Annotated in this window: 18 protein-coding genes; 9 read left to right on the forward strand and 9 right to left on the reverse strand. The window is 41.4% G+C overall.

Going from position 1 to position 18,009, the window contains the following annotated elements; genetic code table 11:
• Positions 1-35 precede the first annotated feature (35 nt).
• Both SFC66_RS11360 and SFC66_RS11365 read left to right on the forward strand, forming a co-directional pair.
• Complete coding sequence (locus tag SFC66_RS11360) at positions 36-434, forward strand: hypothetical protein (RefSeq protein ID WP_411218843.1); 399 nt, start codon at positions 36-38, stop codon at positions 432-434.
• Between the two features lie 689 nt (positions 435-1,123).
• The gene (locus SFC66_RS11365; protein ID WP_411218844.1) at positions 1,124-1,705 is read left to right on the forward strand and encodes a histidine phosphatase family protein; all 582 of its coding nucleotides are present in this window, start codon (positions 1,124-1,126) and stop codon (positions 1,703-1,705) included.
• Between the two features lie 48 nt (positions 1,706-1,753).
• On the opposite strand, the gene SFC66_RS11370 is transcribed toward SFC66_RS11365, so the two are convergent.
• The 3 genes from SFC66_RS11370 to SFC66_RS11380 all read right to left on the reverse strand — a co-directional run bounded on the left by SFC66_RS11370 (position 1,754) and on the right by SFC66_RS11380 (position 5,601).
• On the reverse strand, positions 1,754-2,176 hold the full coding sequence (locus SFC66_RS11370) for a hypothetical protein (RefSeq protein WP_411218845.1): 423 nt from the start codon (positions 2,174-2,176) through the stop codon (positions 1,754-1,756).
• A 71-nt stretch (positions 2,177-2,247) separates the two neighbouring features.
• Complete coding sequence (gene bglA, locus SFC66_RS11375; protein ID WP_411218846.1) at positions 2,248-3,687, reverse strand: 6-phospho-beta-glucosidase BglA; 1,440 nt, start codon at positions 3,685-3,687, stop codon at positions 2,248-2,250.
• A gap of 12 nt (positions 3,688-3,699) precedes the next feature.
• The gene (locus SFC66_RS11380; RefSeq protein WP_411218847.1) at positions 3,700-5,601 is read right to left on the reverse strand and encodes a beta-glucoside-specific PTS transporter subunit IIABC; all 1,902 of its coding nucleotides are present in this window, start codon (positions 5,599-5,601) and stop codon (positions 3,700-3,702) included.
• Positions 5,602-5,767: 166 nt separating this feature from the next.
• Here SFC66_RS11380 and SFC66_RS11385 point away from each other — a divergent pair, with 166 nt between their 5' ends.
• Complete coding sequence (locus tag SFC66_RS11385) at positions 5,768-6,475, forward strand: GntR family transcriptional regulator (RefSeq protein WP_411218848.1); 708 nt, start codon at positions 5,768-5,770, stop codon at positions 6,473-6,475.
• 1 nt (position 6,476) lies between these two features.
• Entirely contained in the window at positions 6,477-6,659 is a 183-nt protein-coding gene (locus tag SFC66_RS11390; protein WP_411218849.1) for a hypothetical protein, read from the forward strand.
• A 206-nt stretch (positions 6,660-6,865) separates the two neighbouring features.
• Here the strand turns inward: SFC66_RS11390 and fumC are convergent, their stop codons facing one another.
• Entirely contained in the window at positions 6,866-8,254 is a 1,389-nt protein-coding gene (gene fumC / locus SFC66_RS11395) for a class II fumarate hydratase (protein ID WP_411218850.1), read from the reverse strand.
• Positions 8,255-8,380: 126 nt separating this feature from the next.
• Between fumC and SFC66_RS11400 the strand changes: the two genes are divergently transcribed.
• Complete coding sequence (locus SFC66_RS11400; protein ID WP_411218851.1) at positions 8,381-9,271, forward strand: LysR family transcriptional regulator; 891 nt, start codon at positions 8,381-8,383, stop codon at positions 9,269-9,271.
• 37 nt (positions 9,272-9,308) lie between these two features.
• On the opposite strand, the gene SFC66_RS11405 is transcribed toward SFC66_RS11400, so the two are convergent.
• A complete protein-coding gene (locus SFC66_RS11405; RefSeq protein WP_411218852.1) occupies positions 9,309-9,638 on the reverse strand; it encodes a hypothetical protein in 330 nt (109 codons plus the stop codon).
• Between the two features lie 40 nt (positions 9,639-9,678).
• Positions 9,679-10,791, reverse strand: coding sequence for a hypothetical protein (locus tag SFC66_RS11410; protein ID WP_411218853.1), 1,113 nt, complete (start codon positions 10,789-10,791; stop codon positions 9,679-9,681).
• Positions 10,792-11,056: 265 nt separating this feature from the next.
• Between SFC66_RS11410 and SFC66_RS11415 the strand changes: the two genes are divergently transcribed.
• The gene (locus SFC66_RS11415; RefSeq protein ID WP_411218854.1) at positions 11,057-12,256 is read left to right on the forward strand and encodes a PdaC/SigV domain-containing protein; all 1,200 of its coding nucleotides are present in this window, start codon (positions 11,057-11,059) and stop codon (positions 12,254-12,256) included.
• 103 nt (positions 12,257-12,359) lie between these two features.
• Here SFC66_RS11415 and sstT read toward each other — a convergent pair whose 3' ends face one another.
• Together sstT and SFC66_RS11425 are read right to left on the reverse strand one after the other, a co-directional pair.
• Complete coding sequence (gene sstT / locus SFC66_RS11420) at positions 12,360-13,610, reverse strand: serine/threonine transporter SstT (RefSeq protein WP_411218855.1); 1,251 nt, start codon at positions 13,608-13,610, stop codon at positions 12,360-12,362.
• A 320-nt stretch (positions 13,611-13,930) separates the two neighbouring features.
• Positions 13,931-14,968 (reverse strand): SDR family oxidoreductase, encoded by a 1,038-nt coding sequence (locus SFC66_RS11425; protein ID WP_411218856.1) that lies wholly within the window; start codon positions 14,966-14,968, stop codon positions 13,931-13,933.
• 200 nt (positions 14,969-15,168) lie between these two features.
• Between SFC66_RS11425 and SFC66_RS11430 the strand changes: the two genes are divergently transcribed.
• The gene (locus tag SFC66_RS11430; protein WP_411218857.1) at positions 15,169-15,471 is read left to right on the forward strand and encodes an aminotransferase yhxA; all 303 of its coding nucleotides are present in this window, start codon (positions 15,169-15,171) and stop codon (positions 15,469-15,471) included.
• Positions 15,472-15,501: 30 nt separating this feature from the next.
• A complete protein-coding gene (locus SFC66_RS11435; RefSeq protein WP_411218858.1) occupies positions 15,502-15,897 on the forward strand; it encodes a DUF350 domain-containing protein in 396 nt (131 codons plus the stop codon).
• A 48-nt stretch (positions 15,898-15,945) separates the two neighbouring features.
• Here SFC66_RS11435 and SFC66_RS11440 read toward each other — a convergent pair whose 3' ends face one another.
• Positions 15,946-16,410, reverse strand: coding sequence for an RNA helicase (locus tag SFC66_RS11440; protein ID WP_411218859.1), 465 nt, complete (start codon positions 16,408-16,410; stop codon positions 15,946-15,948).
• A gap of 78 nt (positions 16,411-16,488) precedes the next feature.
• Here SFC66_RS11440 and SFC66_RS11445 point away from each other — a divergent pair, with 78 nt between their 5' ends.
• The gene (locus tag SFC66_RS11445) at positions 16,489-17,727 is read left to right on the forward strand and encodes a glutathionylspermidine synthase family protein (protein ID WP_411218860.1); all 1,239 of its coding nucleotides are present in this window, start codon (positions 16,489-16,491) and stop codon (positions 17,725-17,727) included.
• Positions 17,728-18,009 lie beyond the last annotated feature (282 nt).

An 18,009-nucleotide genomic window follows, 5' to 3' on the forward strand; every position in this document is an offset into this window, starting at 1 on the left:
ACTATCATTCCAATCTCTGAAAAGGAGGATATATCATGCAGGAATACATTCTGTTGGTCATATTGCTAGTCTTGTTTTTGGCAGTCATCATCTTTACAAGGTATTTGAATAAACCTGTTAAGACCCTATTCATCATTTACTATCTGGCACTTGGCTTCCTCTTTATTTTAGTCAAAGAGCGCATTGATAGCGCAGATGGTAACGTAACAACACCCAATATCAATTGGATTGTAAATAATGAATGGATCGCAGATATCCGCCATCTACTGTTTGTTCCGATGATCGGACTAGTGATATATCTGCTGTATAAAGGTTATACAGATCCGAAAGGGCCTTGGAAACGTTCTAATATCCTGGGTGTTACCATTCCGTTAGCCGCTTTACTGGCAGCTCTTTATTTTCTATTTTCGTATACGTATGGTTATCATTTTTAATCGTTCTTAAGTATGCTGTAAATCCCTCCATACTGTTTTTAGGCGTATATGTTCGCGAATATACTCCTCCTCCTGCATGCCAAGTTACTTCATGCACTGGAGGATGACAAACTGGGGAAGTTGGTTTTATATATAGACGATTGTATCACAGAGAATAGGGATATTGTGGAAAGTGATAGGTGGATAATCCGTAAGCCCAGACTGGAGTCACGATGGTTTCCTGCGTGCGGATGGATAAACTTATCGATATTTCACAATACATGTAAATGAAAGTGTTGAAAAGAATAAAGCAATATCTATTTTATGGTATATTTAGGAACGGATTACTTTATTAAATCGGGAAATTTATAATTGATGAGAGGGAAAAAGAAATGCGCGGACCAGCATATTCTCTGCTGCTTTTTTATCTAGTTATCACGATACTTTGGATTAATAATTCCAAGTACTTATTCTCACTTTTTGGTGTAATTGTATGGCTGATTTCTATTGGTTTAGGCTCAATGACATATTTAAATTTAAAAAAGAAAACTATGATAAAGCTGCCTCTATTGTATGCAATCTTATTTATGGTCTTTTTGCTTATTCTATCCGGGCTCATAGAACTTGCAGTGAACTCGATGCCATAAAATTAAAACCAGATTCTCTAATAACGTATTTAGTGAGTTTTCCATCAATGTAGGAGGCGAATTATGAGCACATTCGTTTATATGGTGAGACACGGCGATTCACCTAAAGAAGCTGAGGAAAGAACAAGAGGATTGACCCCTAAAGGTCGATTGGATGCTGATAGATTAACTGAGATTCTAATAGATGAAGAAATCGATGCAGTTGCTTCCAGCCCCTATACACGCTCGATACTGACTGTCAGCAAGATAGCTGAGCATATCGGACAAGAAGTTTATGTTTACGAGGATTTAAAAGAGAGAGTTTTCTCTTCTGGAGATAATCGAATACCTGATAAAGAATTGGTTCCACTCCTGGAAAAGTCATTTTCAAATACTGATTTCTCAATGGATGGCGGAGAATCAAATGCCGAAAGTCAAAAGAGAGCAATTGCGGTACTAAACAAGCTGTTAGATTCCTTTAAAGATAAAAAGATAGTGATAGGTACACACGGAGCTATTATGACTTTAATGATGGGATATTTCGATAGCAAATATAACTTGGATTTTTTATATAGCACTTCCAAACCTGACATATATAAATTAGAGTTTCAAGGCAAGCAATTGGTACAGGTTCAAAGATTATGGAAGATATCAGGTAATAATTGACTACAAACTAAATTAATTATGAAATTCCCAGCTTCTATTTTTGAATTCTTAATCAAATATGTTAATGATGAAAAACACCATCAGGCTTCCTGTATATATAAGACCAGCGACCAGCGGAAAAATAATATGTACATCATCTGATGGAACAGATGAGTTCAGCAATATATAAGCTATTAATCCAATCAGAAAACCAAAACCAAGCTTTTCAGACAGCCTGTGCATCATCTGCCTTTTCACCATACTTGTTCCGAGAACACAACCCAGTAAAAGAAAAGGGGCCCCTAAGATGGCTTGATAGACAAATCCTTCAGTTATATCAGTCATTTTTAATGATGTTGTCAAAACCATTACCATGTCCATAATAAAAATCAAGACTAAAAGTGTAATCATGGAACCTGCTAATGCGAGTAAAAATTGTAATAATCGGCGGATAGTAACCCTTCTTTCCTTTTCAAACTCTGCTTTACTCAATTTAACATAGGTTTCCCTTCTTTAACAAAAAGACCCCAGAAGGAGTTTCCTCCATCCAAGGTCCATCAATTTTAAAGTTCTTCCCCGTTTGAACCAATCACTTTTTTATACCAATCAAACGAATCTTTCTTCGAGCGTTTCATCGAACCATTTCCTTCATTATCACGATCAACGTGAATCATGCCGTAGCGTTTCTTCATTTCACCAGTTGTGAAGGACACGATGTCGATGATCCCCCATGGTGTATAGCCTAACAGATCGACGCCATCGTAGTTCACAGCTTTTTTAAGCTCTTCCACATGTGAGCGCAGATAATCGATACGCTGCGGGTCGTGGATAGACCCGTCTTCTTCTACAGTATCAACTGCGCCGAAGCCGTTCTCAACGATGAACAACGGAATCTGGTAGCGGTCATAGAAGCGGTTCAATGTATAACGCAAACCTGTCGGATCGATCGACCAGCCCCAGTCACTTGCCTTGATATAAGGATTTTCTACACTCTGAGCCAATCCGCCGTTAGTGTTATTGGTATTCTGTTCCACTCCTTTATTACTATCAACAGTCGTACTCATGTAATAACTGAAGCCAAGGTAATCAACCGTACCATTGCGTAGAATTTCTTCATCGCCATCTTCAAATACGATGTTATAGCCTTCCCGTTCAAATTCTTTCAGCACATAGCTTGGGTAGTAGCCGCGAACATGTACATCCGGGAAGAAGTAACGCTCACGCATCAGCTCTTCTGCCAGCATCACATCGTTTGGATTGGAGGAATACGGATAGATCGGTACATGAGATACCATGGCGCCAATCTGGAATTCCGGATTGATTTCCTTCCCTTTGCTGACAGCAAGGGCACTGGCAAGCAGCTCGTGATGACCAGCCTGGTACATCACTTCGCGGGCATTTTCGCCCTCTTTCACTGTGACACCAGAGTTTGTCCAAAGGAATAATGGATTATCGGTATCCATCTTGTTGTTGATTTCGTTGAATGTCATCCAGTATTTGACCTTGTCTTTGTAACGGTTGAAGCAGACTTCTGCGAAACGAACAAAGTGGTCCACAACCTCTCTGCTGCGGAATCCGCCGAATTCACGTGCCAAGTGCAATGGCATCTCGAAGTGAGATAGTGTAATGACCGGCTCGATGCCATGCTTCAGTAGTTCATCGAAAAGATCATCATAGAATTTCAGACCTGCTTCGTTCGGCTCCGCTTCATCACCTTTCGGGAAGATACGTGTCCAGCCGATGGATGTACGCAAACATTTGAGACCCATTTCTGCGAACAGTGCAACATCCTCTTTGTAGCGATTATAGAAATCAATCGCTTCATGGTTCGGGTAGAATTTATCCGCTTCAACCGTTTCTGTAAGTTCACGCGGCACACCATGTGCACCAGCAGTCAGAACATCGATGACGCTCGGGCCTTTGCCGTCCTGATTCCAGCCGCCCTCGAATTGGTGGGCGGCAAGTGCGCCGCCCCATAAGAAGTCCTTCGGTAATGTAGTCATAGTTTTCTCCTCCTATTTCACAACTGTCAGCAAGTCGTTGCCTTGTGTTGTTGTCTCTGTCTCATCAATGATGATTTCTTTATAGTTAGCTGGATTGGTTAAGATGATTGGTGTAATTGTCTGCACTCCTGCAGCTTCAATCGCATCACCATCAAACTCGCTCAATACATCGCCCTTTTTCACGCGGTCTCCCTCTTTCACATGCAGCGTAAATGGCTCCCCATTCAGTTTAACTGTATCAAGACCTACGTGAATCAATACTTCTGCACCAGCATTAGAACGTAATCCGATCGCATGCTTTGTCGGTGCAAGCATCACAATGGTTCCGTCAAATGGCGCATAAACTTTGTTTTCACTAGGTTCAATAGCCAGCCCTTTACCCATAGCTCCTGAACTGAACACCTCGTCCGGTACTTCTTCCAATGCAAGCAATTTACCGTTTAATGGTGCATAAACTACTTCTTCATTGTTTGCTGCTGCAGAAGCTTCTGCTTTCGCTTCTCCCTTACCTGCTGCTGCAGTGCTGTCAGCTTGTTCTGCAGCATCTTCTCCGAAACCGAAAATTTGGATTAAAATGATTGGCAGTACAATAGCGATTGTAACCCCAATCACAATGCCCCATATACTCATTGGGTACTCTGAATTGATACCATTTACAATAGTTAATGGTCCTGGAAGTCCCGCATAGGCAAAGTAGTATGGATTGAAGAAACTTGCGACAATCGCTCCTACTGCACCAGAGATACAGCCAATGATAAATGGTTTCTTAAATCGCAGCGTTACACCATAAATTGCTGGTTCCGTGATACCGAAGATCCCGGTGATACCTGCAGAAGTACCAATCCTTTTCACTTCTTTACTTTTTGCTTTTAATATAACGCCGATAACAGCTCCGACTTGTGCAATAACGGCAATTGTTTGGTAAGCCTGGAATGAATCACGACCGTATAGATCATAGTTCGCCAACGCAAGCGGCGTGATACCCCAGTGAACGCCGAAGATTACGATAACCTGCCAAAAGGCTCCGATGATTGCTCCCGCAAGCCATGGTGCATATTCAGCCAAGAAGTTGTATCCGTTCGCAATTCCGTTTGCACCTAATGTCGTGATTGGTCCGATTACAACTAATGTCAGCGGAACCATCACTAAAATACTTAGTAATGGCACAATAATTGGACGAACCACTTCATGGATCCGTTTGTTCAAGAAGCGTTCCAAGTAAGAAAGAATCCATACTAGGAATAGCGGCGGCAGTACAGATGACGTATAAGTTGTCTCTGTAAGCGGCAGGCCGAGGAAGCTCATGCTGTTTCCTTCTCCAATGCTCGCTGCCATGGTTGCCCAGTCAGGGCTTACAAGTGCCGCAGTAGCCGCAACAGCAATATACATGTTCGACTTGAAATGCCTGGAAGCTGTTATGGCAATGAAAATCGGCAAGAAAGTAAAAGGCGCCCAAGATATAAAGCTTATTACCTGATACGTACTTGTATCTGCAAAGCTTGGGAATGGCAAGTTGATTAAAATAAGTGCACCTTGCAGAATACCTGCAGCAGCCAATATATAGATGAATGGCGCAAATACAGCAGACATTGTTGCAATAATACGATTCAAGATCGAGCCTTTAGGCTTATCATCTTCGTCATCGGCTGTATCTAAATTTACGAGTTTAGCAAACTCATCATATACATCACCGACATGCTGACCGATAACGACTTGGAACTGACCATTGTTTTCTACCACAGTAATAACACCTGGAAGACTATTAACCTCTTGTTTAGCAGAAGGCTTGGATCGTTTAAGTACCAAGCGCAATCGCGTCGCACATCTGGTAGCGTTTACAATATTTTCTTCACCACCGACAGCCTCCAATATATCTCCAGCAAGTTTTGGATAATCCCTTACTTTTTCAGCCACTTGAAACACCTCTTTTTCTTTAGTATACGCTTACATTATAATTATACCGGTACAATTTATCAAGTGTAAACTAATAAAATTAATAGAGCATTTTAAAAGAGTAGGGTTTTCGTTATAGACTTAGTGTGCTAAAATCGCTCTATCTAAACAAATAAGGACTGTAGCTATGCTTAAATATCAGCAGATTGCCAATGAAATCCAACAGGATATCGAGATGAATGATCTCCCGCAAGGCACCAAGCTGCCTGTGCTGGAAACTTTGATGTCCCAATATAAAACAAGCAAAAGCACCGTCATCAAGGCTCTCAGCTTGCTTGAACGAAAAGGACTAGTTTATCAAGTACGCGGCAGCGGTATTTTCGTACGGCGCCGCAGCCGTAAAGGCTACATCAGCTTCTCGAACCAAGGCTTCAGTGACGAGCTGAGCGGCTTCGATATAACTGCGAAGGTCTTGGAACTCGATGTCCGAAAAGCAACAGCAGAGGTTGCCTTCAATCTAAAAATCGACCCAGAAGATGACGTTTATTACGTCAAACGGATACGTTATATTAACGGACAAACACTTTGTCTTGAAGAATCCTATTATAATAAAGCAATCGTAACCTATTTGAATAACGAAATTGCGACTGGATCAATCTTCGAATACATCAGCAATGGCTTAGGTGCCAAGATAGGCTTCTCTGATTTATACGTGCATATCCAGAAGCTGAATGAAGATAATGCACAGCATCTCGGACTCCAAACTGGTGATCCAGAACTGTTCGTGGAAACAATCTTCTATCTGAATAATGGAGTCCCGTTCGACTTTTCACGCATCTCTTATAACTACGAGCAGTCACAGTTCTTTTTCCAGTCGACGGGGTATTCGCTGTAAAATGAAAAATGAATTGTTAAGGGTATTTGAAAATTGGGAAGCTGAGCTGGGTAAGGATGAGTGGTATTTTAGTCATTGCTATGAGGAACTCACAAAGGATCTCTCTTCTTCAGATGCGTTTACGGCTATACCAGATGTCATCTCTGTGCTCCTGACAGTTAAAGATGCTTATTTGTTAAAATGAATCTCTTGAGTTTTTAGGAGTTGTATATAACAGAGCTGATACGACAGAAGTACATCCTTTACTACTAAAAGAATGGATTATTAAAAACAGCATATTAAAAAAGTCGGTGACCATTATAGCCAAGATGGCTGGAATGAAATCAAAGCAATGCTGCGCATGACAAAATGAAAACAGCCAAGACCGCGACAAGCGGCTTGGCTGTTTTTTTATATAGTCGGTTTGACCATATCTTCCGGCTTCACCATCTCATCAAACTGCTCTTCCGTCAGTAATTCAAGCTTAACTGCAGCTTCTTTCAATGTCAGACCTTCTTTATGGGCAAGCTTCGCGATTTTTGCAGCATTTTCGTATCCGATATGCGGATTCAATGCAGTTACCAGCATCAAGGAATTCTTCAAGTTATCCTCGATTACCTGTTCATTCGGCTCAATGCCTGCTGCACAATTATCATGGAAGGATACCATGCTGTCACTCAATAGCTGCACGGACTGCAAGAAGTTATAAATGATCACTGGTTTGAATACGTTCAGTTCAAAATTACCCTGACTTGCTGCAAATCCGATCGTTGCATCATTCCCCATGACTTGGGCTGCCACCATAGTCAATGCTTCACATTGAGTTGGGTTGACTTTCCCTGGCATGATGGAACTTCCTGGCTCATTTGCTGGAATGGTAATTTCGCCGATGCCGCAGCGAGGGCCGCTCGCCAGCCATCGTACATCATTAGCAATCTTCATCAAGTCAGCAGCAAGGGCCTTCAATGCACCATGGGCATAAGTCATTTCATCATGGCTCGTCAAAGCATGGAATTTATTTGGTGAACTGATGAATGGTTGATTTGTAAATTTGGAGATTTCTTCCGCTGCAGTGTCACCAAACATCGGATGGGCATTGATGCCTGTTCCAACAGCTGTACCTCCGATTGCCAGGGCACGCAGTTTTTCCGTCGCTTCTGTAACCATTTCTTTGGACCGATCCAGCATATGGACCCAGCCGCTGATCTCTTGTCCGAGCGTCAACGGCGTAGCATCCTGGAGATGTGTACGACCTATTTTCACAATGTTATGGAACATTTCAGCTTTTTCATGAAGCGTATGGCGAAGCTGTTCCACTGCAGGTAGCAGCTGTTCATAAACAGCCAACACACCTGCAACGTGCATTGCCGTCGGAAATGTATCGTTTGAACTCTGACTGCGGTTAACATCATCATTCGGATGTACCACTGCATCCGAACCTTTTTCTTTCAGCAAAGCAGTAGCAAGATTTGCAACGACTTCATTCATGTTCATATTACTTTGCGTGCCGCTTCCTGTCTGCCATACAACAAGCGGAAAATTATCATCATACTTACCAGTCAGGATGTCATCGCATACTGTTACGATACTGTCAGCTTTTTCACTGTCCAAATTCCCAAGGCGATGATTGGCAATAGCAGTACTGCGCTTCAATATAGCAAAAGCCTTCACTACACGCTCAGGCATTTTTTCCGAACCTATCTTAAAATTTTCTTTACTTCGTTGTGTCTGGGCTCCCCATAACTTATCGGCTGGAACTCTTATTTCTCCAAAGGTATCTTTTTCGATTCTATAATCCATGTTGATCCTCCTTAAACTTACCTATCTTCCATAAAAATCGTAACACTCCCTTCATATAATGTATAATGCATAATAAATATGTTTTTGATTACTCTATGTAATACATAATAATCGGAGGCCTTTCTTATGGAATGGGAACAGCTCGAATATTTCCAGACACTTGCACGCGAACAGCATGTGACAAAAGCCGCTCAAATCCTGTCCATCACCCAGCCAGCTCTATCCCGCTCGATTGCGAGGCTGGAAAGCCAAATCGGCACACCACTGTTCGACAGACAAGGCAGAACAATCAAATTGAATAAGTACGGAGAATTGTTATTGAAGCGAGTCGACCTTATTTTAAAAGAATTCGACGAAGGAAAAGAAGAAATCCAGTCTTTGCTGGATCCCGATAAAGGAGAAATATCACTAGGATTCCTGCATACACTCGGCACTTCAATCGTTCCAAACATAATTGGTGCCTTCAAAGAGGAATACCCCAAAGTACAATTTCATTTGAAGCAGAACCATTCGAATTGGCTGCTGGAGAACCTGCAAACCGGTGATTTGGATCTTTGTCTGCTTGCATCCTTTCCGGTTAAGCCCAGGATGCAGTGGACACCTTTATGGCAGGAGGAACTCTTTTTATTCCTGCCGAAAACACACCCGCTGGCCAATCGAAAATCCATCACATTGGAAGAAATCGCCGACGAACCCTTTATCCTCATGGAAGAAGGATATGCTTTGCGCGTCACAATAGATTCTATCTTTGATCAGGTCGGAATCCAACCCAAAATCGTATTTGAAGGAGAAGAAGTGACAACCATTGCCGGTTTCGTTGGAGCAGGTCTCGGCATCTCAATTCTTCCCGATGTGAAAAGCCTCGATCAAATGAAAATTGCAAAGGTTAGAATCAGCTCACCAAAGTGTGTACGTACAATCGGCATCTCTAGTATGGAAGGAAAGTTTTTATCTCCTATTGCAGAGAAATTCAAGCAATATATTGTGGAACATTTTAATCGAACAACTATCAAATAAAAAGAAGAAGCATGTGTAAAATGACATGCTTCTTCACTCAGTCAATTATAGTAGCCTTTATTATAACAGCTTCTTTTCCATCAATAGCACTTTCATCTGCCATACGGTCATAACCACTTTTGGAGTTTCTTTCGTAAACACCAACGATTTCCTCATTTTCTTCAGGTGTATAACTAACGGAGATATACTTTCCAGACTGATAAACCGCAACCTCAGAGTCGACTTCACCTAACTTTAAGGCATGCTCTTCTTCTGCATAATTCTTCTCAGATGAAAATACTTCTTGCATCTCTTCCTCATAATCGGAATTACAGGCAGTCAGAAACAAAAGGGCAGTAAATACGAAAACGATCATTTGTTTAGACAAAGTGTCTTTCCTCTGCAGTTTATGGAAACAAAGACTGCTCTTATTCTCTCCACACATATCTATACGGCGTTATCTCCTCTTCTTTCCCTGGAACATATAAGGATATCGTCGGCCCGCTGACTGAACCAAGAGAAGGCGGATAAATCTCCCCTTCTGCCGACACGTACTGCAAATTATCAGGAAGCGCCCAATCACGCACCCCTTTATACAGAATAGCGTTGTGTTTTTCATCTGTTTGCTCGACAACTTCCTGCACAGGAATGTAGCGCATCATAGCCAGCACATACTTCAGGTCATTTTCTGGTAGGAATGGATATCGATCATCATCCCATTCCTGTTTGTCGACTATAACGCTATTGCCGCCATCATTATTATAAATAAGATAATCATGCCGATGGACTTTGTCCTCGTCATATCCGTTTATAAAGGCATAGATACTCGTCATCGTCCCATCCTTATCAAATTCTATTTCCAAATTATCCGTCATCAAATAGGGTTCCATCCCTACTTTTTCATCTGCGGCGTCAATGATACCCTGAATTCCGACTTCATAGAAATTATCGCTGCTTAGTTTTACTCTTTCTTCTGACGCCATGCGATTCAGCTTCCAGCTGAGTTCACCATGAAAATCCGTTGCGTTGTAATAGACTTTATACGCCCCCATTACCGTTATTAGTAAAAACAGAGCTAATGCTAACAGCCAAAGACCCGGTATTTTCTTTTTTTCCTTGAGCGAAGGAATATTATGATTCCTCGAAACCGGAATCAGTATATTATTCCTGAAATGAAAAACAAAACCCTTCCTATACGTGCGAATATACTTCAGATTCACTAACGGGAATTCCTTTTCGCCAATATGGAGATTCTCATCTGATATCACAATGGAATGATTTGATTCATCCAAAGATTGCTGTTTTGACTGTTTACGATATAACAAAATCACTCTGCATAATAAGAGCATAATAACGACAGTACATAAAGCCAGCAAAGGAATATTTATATGAAGCTGTCCAATATACGTGATAGTATCTATCAACCGCCAAGCCAGCCAATAGAAAAACAGCAGCAGGATGGTATAAAGGCTATCGAAAAGCAGATTTTTTAACAGGAGCGGCGAGTGTATCTTCTTTACATGCTTTTTTAATTTAGACAAATCATGACCTCTCTTACTATAAATGAAACCCCAATAGAAAATAATACCATTTCACAATATCATAAAATACTATCTTTTGATATTCACTCAAGCAATACAATTTTTAATTGAAAATCATTCTATTGGACATTTCCCCTTCCTATCTATTCCTTTAAATTTAACAACGAGTCACAAAATATCATTACCATTACTTCCAATCACACCCTTTAATGGTACAATATACTCAATTAGAAATGAAAAAAGTATATTATAGAGGAGTTATGGAGTGAAATTTTTAAAAGTAATTATGACCATCGGCCTAATACTTGTATTAATGATAATGGCAGGCTGCAGTACTTCTAATACGACCAATGCCATTTCTGAAGTAAAAGATGAAAGCGAAGAAGAAAAAGGTCAGAAGCAGGAAACTGAACAAAAAATGCTTGCCAAGAAGCTTTCAGACTATGAAACGATAGAACTGAAAGATAAAACTGAACAAAGTGACCTACATGTTAATTACCCAAACTTTAATTATGAACCTTTGGATAAGCTCATCGAACCAAAAACAACTGATTTATTTGAACATCACATGAAAGAAAAAGATGATGAAGCCTATTACTCGGATGCCATCCAAGTAATCTATACATATACAAGTGAATTTGATGAGCCTATCATTACAGATGACTTTGTATCGATACTATTCAATGATTACATTTATGCTGGAGGTGCGCATGGTTCTCCCGGCACCAGCAGTATTTATTTTGATTTGAAAGATAACAGGGAACTAACCATCGATGAAGTGCTGGAAAAGAATGAAGTGTCACTTGAAGCGTTAGCGGATCTGACAGCAGAGAATATCATCACAGATGAAAGGTATAGAGACTACCGGGGAGATCCCGCTTCAGATCAATTCAAGATGGATGTCATTGCAACCATCACACCGGAATCAAACAATTTCAGCACCTTCAAAGTCACAGAAGAGAGTATCACCATTTATAATACCTACTATGGTTTCCTTCCCATGGCTGCAGGAGTTGTGGATACAGAAATAAGCTGGAAAGACTTGCAAGAAAGAACAAAGAAACTGGAACAAAGCTCGACTGCTGAAGGCGATAGCATTCAATATAAAAACAAAGATTTTGGATTCGACTTAACACTTCCATCTTCTTGGCGTGATAAATTCACTGTAGAAAAAGACTCCGCCTTTTCACCATTAGTAGAAACAAGCTATAACTTCAACTTTATGGTAGATGGAGAAGAAATATGTAATATCTTTACTATCTACGTTTATGACGAAGAGGATTATCATGACGGACCTTTAGAACGTTACATTACGACAAAGGACGGAAAAGTCTTCACTTATGGGACCATCATGGAATTGCCAATCGAATTCAGTACAGATCCTTTGTTAGATAATGAGACGGATGTATTCACGAATATGGTAAATGAAGAAGTGCCTGAATTGATTGAAAGTTTCACTTTTTAATAAATCAAGTAAGGTTCACTTCTCTTACTCCCCACTATCAAATGAAACACAAGAGTCAGATTACAAAAAAACTGCATCTCCTCGAAGATGCAGTTTTTTTGATTCATGCAGTTTTTATTTTTTTATTTAGATTAACTTCTTCTCCAGCTTTCCTTTTCTTCCGATATTCAGCAGAAGCTGTAAAGACGACGTCCGTCGAAGAATTCAATGCTGTTTCTGCTGAATCCTGCACAACGCCGATGATGAAGCCGACACCGACCACTTGCATGGCTACATCGGCAGGGATTCCGAACAGACTGCATGTGAGCGGAAGCAATAACAATGATCCGCCGGCAACGCCAGAAGCTCCGCATGCACTGATTGCTGCCAGTACACTGAGGATGATGGCAGTGAAAATATCGACTTGGATATTGAGTGTATGGACTGCAGCAAGTGTCAGGACCGAAATAGTCACTGCTGCTCCTGCCATATTGATCGTTGCCCCCAATGGAATGGAAACAGAATAGGTATCCTTATCAAGTCCAAGTCTTTCGCTAAGCTTCATGTTCACTGGGATATTGGCAGCAGAACTTCTTGTGAAGAATGCTGTAATACCGCTTTCCTTCAAGCACATCAGCACAAGCGGGTACGGATTCTGCCTTGTTTGCAAGAATACAATGAGCGGGTTGACGACAAGTGCAACAAAGAACATGCAGCCAAGCAAGATTGCCAGCAGCTTCCCGTAGCTCAGCAAGGAAGACAAACCATTTTCCGAAATGGAAGTGAATATAAGCCCCATGATTCCAAGCGGTGCCAACTTGATGACCCAAGTCACGACCTTCGATACAGCATCTGATAAGTTAGAAATCACTGTCTTCGTTGCATCCGAAGCACTGCGAAGCGCCAATCCGAACAAAATCGCCCACGCCAGGATACCGATGTAGTTTGCACTGATCACAGCATTGACTGGGTTATCTACGATGCTCAGCAGCAACGTTTGCAGGACTTCCGCAATTCCTCCTGGAGCAGTTGCCACATCTTCCGGAGGATTTGCCAATGATAATTCAGTCGGGAATAAGAAGCTTGCTACCACCGCTACAACCGCTGCGGCAAATGTACCAACAAGATACAGCACAATGATCGACTTCATATTCGTCTGCTTGCCTTTTTGGTGCTGAGCGATTGCCGCTGTCACTAAGAAAAGGACCAAAACGGGTGCAATCGCCTTTAACGCCCCCACGAACAAAGTACCCAGGATTGTAACTGGCTTGGCAGCATCCGGAATCGTGAGTGCGAGAATGATACCAATAATAAGACCAATGATGATTTGCTGCACTAAGCTTAACCGATTCCATAATTTCAAAGCATTTTTCACGAAAATCCCCTCACTATCTTATGCTGTACTAAGGGAGAAGTAAGTATAGTCCACCCCAAAAGGACAACTGTCTTTATAATAAGAACAATTATAGTGTTATTTTTAGGAGATTACAAGATGAATTTCTCATTTTTCAAATATTGTCTGAATGATTAAAATATGTACCCTTGAAGAGAGGCTGCTTTTTCGATTAAAGACGCTTAGCAAAAAAGAAATTTTCACTGATGCAATCCCTGTTTATTTTGCTGCTGTTCCATTTCTGTGTGAGAGATCGCTTGCGAATACAGCGCTTCATCATCTCCCTCACCACGACGTTCTATTTAGTCTTCATCCCTTTTCAGAATGTTTGCCACTGCCCATCCGCTTAACCCAGCAACCAAAATACGCGTCAACACAGGGTGCTTCGCAGCTTTTACGAACAAACTTCCCCTTCGCTTCCACCCCATATTCGTGCCACGTTCATGCATTCCATAACCAGCATGATACAAATTACTTTCTTCCGGCCGATTCGATTTTCTATTCTTGTCATATTGGGTACGCGGAAAAACAATTTCCCATACCTTATCTGTTAGGCTCGGAAAATTAGACCCTAAAAATTGCAGCATTTTCGCCTGTGACCCGACATAAATATCCCTCTTAGGATTAGCGGCTGCATATAAAATGGCTTCTGCAACCGCTTCTGGAGGATACATCATGCCTTTATGGATTGGCTGATATTCCTGATAGCTCCTTGCATGCTCGTTATATGGCGTATCGACCCTGCCCGGATGGATGAGCGTAATCGATACTGGCGCTCCCTCTCTTTCCATCTCCATCCGCAAGCTTTCCGTCCAACCATGCACGGCAAATTTCGAGGGTGCATATGCTGACTGCACCAGCGTTCCCCGATCACCGAACACGCTGCCGACATTGATCAAAGCTCCCATATATCCCCTTTCCCGAAAATGATGTACCGCCACTCTCGAGCCATATACAACACCCCAGAAATTCGTAGCAAACAGCCGCTTCATATCTTGGTCACTGACATCCATTGCATTGCCGTAAATAGTTACTCCTGCATTATTCACCCATGTATCAAAACGACCGTAATGCTTCTGTGCAGCTTCTGCAATCCTGATTACATCAGCTTCGATACCAACATCTGCTTGTACATAAATTGCTTCATGACCAGCCTGCTGTAATTCATCCGCCAATTCCCTAAGCGCGGATTCATTCCTTGCAGCTAATACCACTTTCGCGCCTTTAGCCGCTGCCATCCTTGCTGTCACCAAACCGATACCGCTGGATGCACCTGTTATGACAATGACTTGATCTTTCATCTGCTTCAATTTAGATGATTCTTGGTTTTTTTGCATCATTTGTTTTCCGCCTCCGTAAGCATCTTATGGTTAGTATGAAGCCGAACAGAAAATACATGCATGAAGGAGGAACCATAGTGAATAAAATTAACAGAATGCGAAACTTAACCTTTTTTTATTCGTACAATAAAACGTCAGATATGCGATGAAAATTAAATATCGCTTCCTCTGGATAAAACAATGAAAAGGATGAATCGCTTTTGAGTAAATCAACGAAATGGATCACTGGAATCTCCGCTGTTGCCCTTATCGCAGGAATGACAGGCTGTTCCAGTAGCACAAAAGCCAGTTCTCCCCCTAAAGACACAGACTGCAAGGAATGGGAACAGGAAGGAGATGCCTGGGAATGTGAAGACTCCAATTCTTCACACTACAGTCATTACTTCTACAATGGCTCTTTTTATAACAGCAGCAGCAGTGTGAACAGTGCCATCAAGAAAAACAATGCAAGCTCGAAGGCCAGCAAAGGCTTCGGCAGCGGCTCTAAATCTTTCGGCGGATAATACTTGATCAATTAAAGGAGAAAATCAAAAATGGAATTATTTTTAAACTTTATATCTTATTTAGGGGCTGCAATCGTCCTGCTTGCCATCGGCACAGCACTTTTTGAAATCACGACGAAAGCAAAGGAATTCAAACTGATTACACAGGGCAATCAAACTGCCGCTTTAGTGCTTGGCGGTAAAGTTGTCGGTCTGGCCTTGGTCCTGGGCTCCTCCATCGCTCATTCCATCAGCATGATCGATATGGTGATTTGGGGGGCAGTCGGTATCATCAGTCAGATCATCCTCTATTATATCGCCGAGCTCGCCACGGTTCGTTTCAGCATCAACAAAGCAGTCGAAGATGATAATAAAGCCATTGGGATTTTGATGTTCCTGCTCTCCCTATCGTTGGGCTGGATCATCGCACAATGCCTTACCTACTAAGAACAAAAAAGGCCGGAAGTCAGTGACTTCCGGCCTTTTGCATCCCTTTCATTCTTCATCAACATAAATCACATAACAAGATCGATCTTCATCAATTTCTGTAGAAGTCACGCGCATTTTTCCAAAGCCAGGTATTTCAACGGCATCTTTTGTCAGGTACCGCAGCACATCCCAGTGTCTATCCACTTTAATCGTATTCAGATAGGTGTTCGCTGTATTCCCAGCACTGCCAGGATACAATACTTTCCTGAACTCCACCGGTATACCATGAACAGGATCGTAACTTCTTTCATCTGTTTGTTTGGGGTTCTCACCAAGATCCTTCAATGTGAGTTCTTCTTCTTTGCCGTTCATTTCATTGGCCAGCAATTCATATTGACGACCTTGTAAAATATGATAAGTACATAACTGCCGGGCAAGCATTTCATCCTTTTCTATCGACGGAACCGTATATTCCAACAAAGGGTCGTATGTATGTAATCCTCTATCTATATAATACGTGAGTTTATTCATTTCCTGCCTCCTGCAAAATTCCATAATCTAGTATAATCATGATAAACAATTAATTCATTTCCCGAAAGGTGATCTGTAGTGAAAGAGTTCCAACAAAGACGAAAAAACTTCTACAAAACAATCCCGGATTTTTGGTCAGATATGTACGGGGAAGAATATAGTCTATATGATATACGGACAATATCCGAAAAAGATACAGAACGCAAGCGTCTTTTTGCATATCGCTGCGGAAAAATCCTTTTCAAGACTGCTGACCTGTTAGCACAGCAGGAAATTGATGATGACTCCTTGATCCGCATCGGTTTCCCACAGGAGACACTGCATTTCATCCGCATGCAAACGATGAAAAACAAAACCATCATAGGACGCTTTGACTCTGTCGAAGTTGATGGTGAGGAAAAGCTGCTGGAGTTCAATAGTGATACGCCAACATTCATCAAGGAACTTTTCCATGTCAACGGATTCGTGAGTAAGGAATTCGGACAAACCGACCCAAACCAAGAGGAAGAAAAAAGGCTTCAAGCCGTATTAAGAGACGCAATCATCGGTGAAGCGCGCAAAACAAATACCAACGCACCAAATATTGTATTCACTTCCCATAGTGAAAATATAGAAGACAGGAACACAGTCCTTTATTTAAAAGAACTCGCAAATCTTCCATCACGCTATACACCATTGGACAAACTGACCATCCGCAAAGGAGAAGGACTTTACGACGATCTTGATAATAAAATCGATGTCCTATACAGACAGACCTTTCCCATTGAAAGTTTGATTGAAGATGAGGATCCGGATAGCGGAGAAAGAATCGGTATTTTACTGCTTGAGCTTGTGGAGCAGAACAAACTGCGGATCATCAATCCTCCAAGCGCCTTCCTGCTCCAAAACAAAGCCATCATGGCAATTGTCTGGGCGTTGTATGAAGAAAATAACCCTTTCTTCACCGAAGAAGAACGCAGTTGGATCAAAAGTTATTTCCTTCCCACTTATTTAGATCCCGCTCCCTTCCTCGAGTCAGGCTCCTACTATGTAAAAAAGCCTGTGTTTGGAAGAGAAGGGGATACAGTCGAAATATACAATGAAGATGGCGAGAAGCTGCTGGAAGATCAGCACAAAAGCTACACAAATTATATTTCAGTCTATCAGGAGTATGTCGATCTGCCCGTAGTCAGTGTCAACACAGTCAAAGGCCGGAAAGAATTACATGTGATGACAGGCACCTTTTTACTGAACGGGAAACCAAGTGCTATCGGATTCCGGGTAGGAAACCAAATAACTGATAATCTATCTTATTTTTTGCCATGCGGTTATATATGAAATACAGAAATCCGGACATTTGTATGTTCGGATTTTTTTATGTCTATCGCTCATTTCTCCACTTATTTTTTCTCAACCTGCTTTCCTAAATCCCCTCCTTGCCAATTAATTTCATACAAATCACACTATTAGTTATATTTACCTATCCTCGCAACCCTCTTTACATTCGTTTTACATACATTTTTCCATTTAGTTACCTATACAACTATGGAATCATAGTAAATTTCTCTTCTGAAATACGAATTTAATAATTAAAAGCCATAAAATCTTGTATAAAAGTCA

The organism is Terribacillus saccharophilus (assembly GCF_046592895.1).
Classification (GTDB): domain Bacteria; phylum Bacillota; class Bacilli; order Bacillales; family Amphibacillaceae; genus Terribacillus; species Terribacillus saccharophilus_D.

What these genes read in the sequence shown, in the direction of transcription:
- bglA (WP_411218846.1), bottom strand. Translation starts at nt 3,687, where the DNA reads ATGACTACATTACCGAAGGACTTCTTATGGGGCGGCGCACTTGCCGCC.
- SFC66_RS11390 (WP_411218849.1), top strand. Translation starts at nt 6,477, where the DNA reads ATGAAAAATGAATTGTTAAGGGTATTTGAAAATTGGGAAGCTGAGCTG.
- SFC66_RS11435 (WP_411218858.1), top strand. Translation starts at nt 15,502, where the DNA reads ATGGAATTATTTTTAAACTTTATATCTTATTTAGGGGCTGCAATCGTC.
- SFC66_RS11365 (WP_411218844.1), top strand. Translation starts at nt 1,124, where the DNA reads ATGAGCACATTCGTTTATATGGTGAGACACGGCGATTCACCTAAAGAA.
- SFC66_RS11440 (WP_411218859.1), bottom strand. Translation starts at nt 16,410, where the DNA reads ATGAATAAACTCACGTATTATATAGATAGAGGATTACATACATACGAC.
- fumC (WP_411218850.1), bottom strand. Translation starts at nt 8,254, where the DNA reads ATGGATTATAGAATCGAAAAAGATACCTTTGGAGAAATAAGAGTTCCA.
- SFC66_RS11425 (WP_411218856.1), bottom strand. Translation starts at nt 14,968, where the DNA reads ATGATGCAAAAAAACCAAGAATCATCTAAATTGAAGCAGATGAAAGAT.
- SFC66_RS11360 (WP_411218843.1), top strand. Translation starts at nt 36, where the DNA reads ATGCAGGAATACATTCTGTTGGTCATATTGCTAGTCTTGTTTTTGGCA.
- SFC66_RS11385 (WP_411218848.1), top strand. Translation starts at nt 5,768, where the DNA reads ATGCTTAAATATCAGCAGATTGCCAATGAAATCCAACAGGATATCGAG.
- SFC66_RS11400 (WP_411218851.1), top strand. Translation starts at nt 8,381, where the DNA reads ATGGAATGGGAACAGCTCGAATATTTCCAGACACTTGCACGCGAACAG.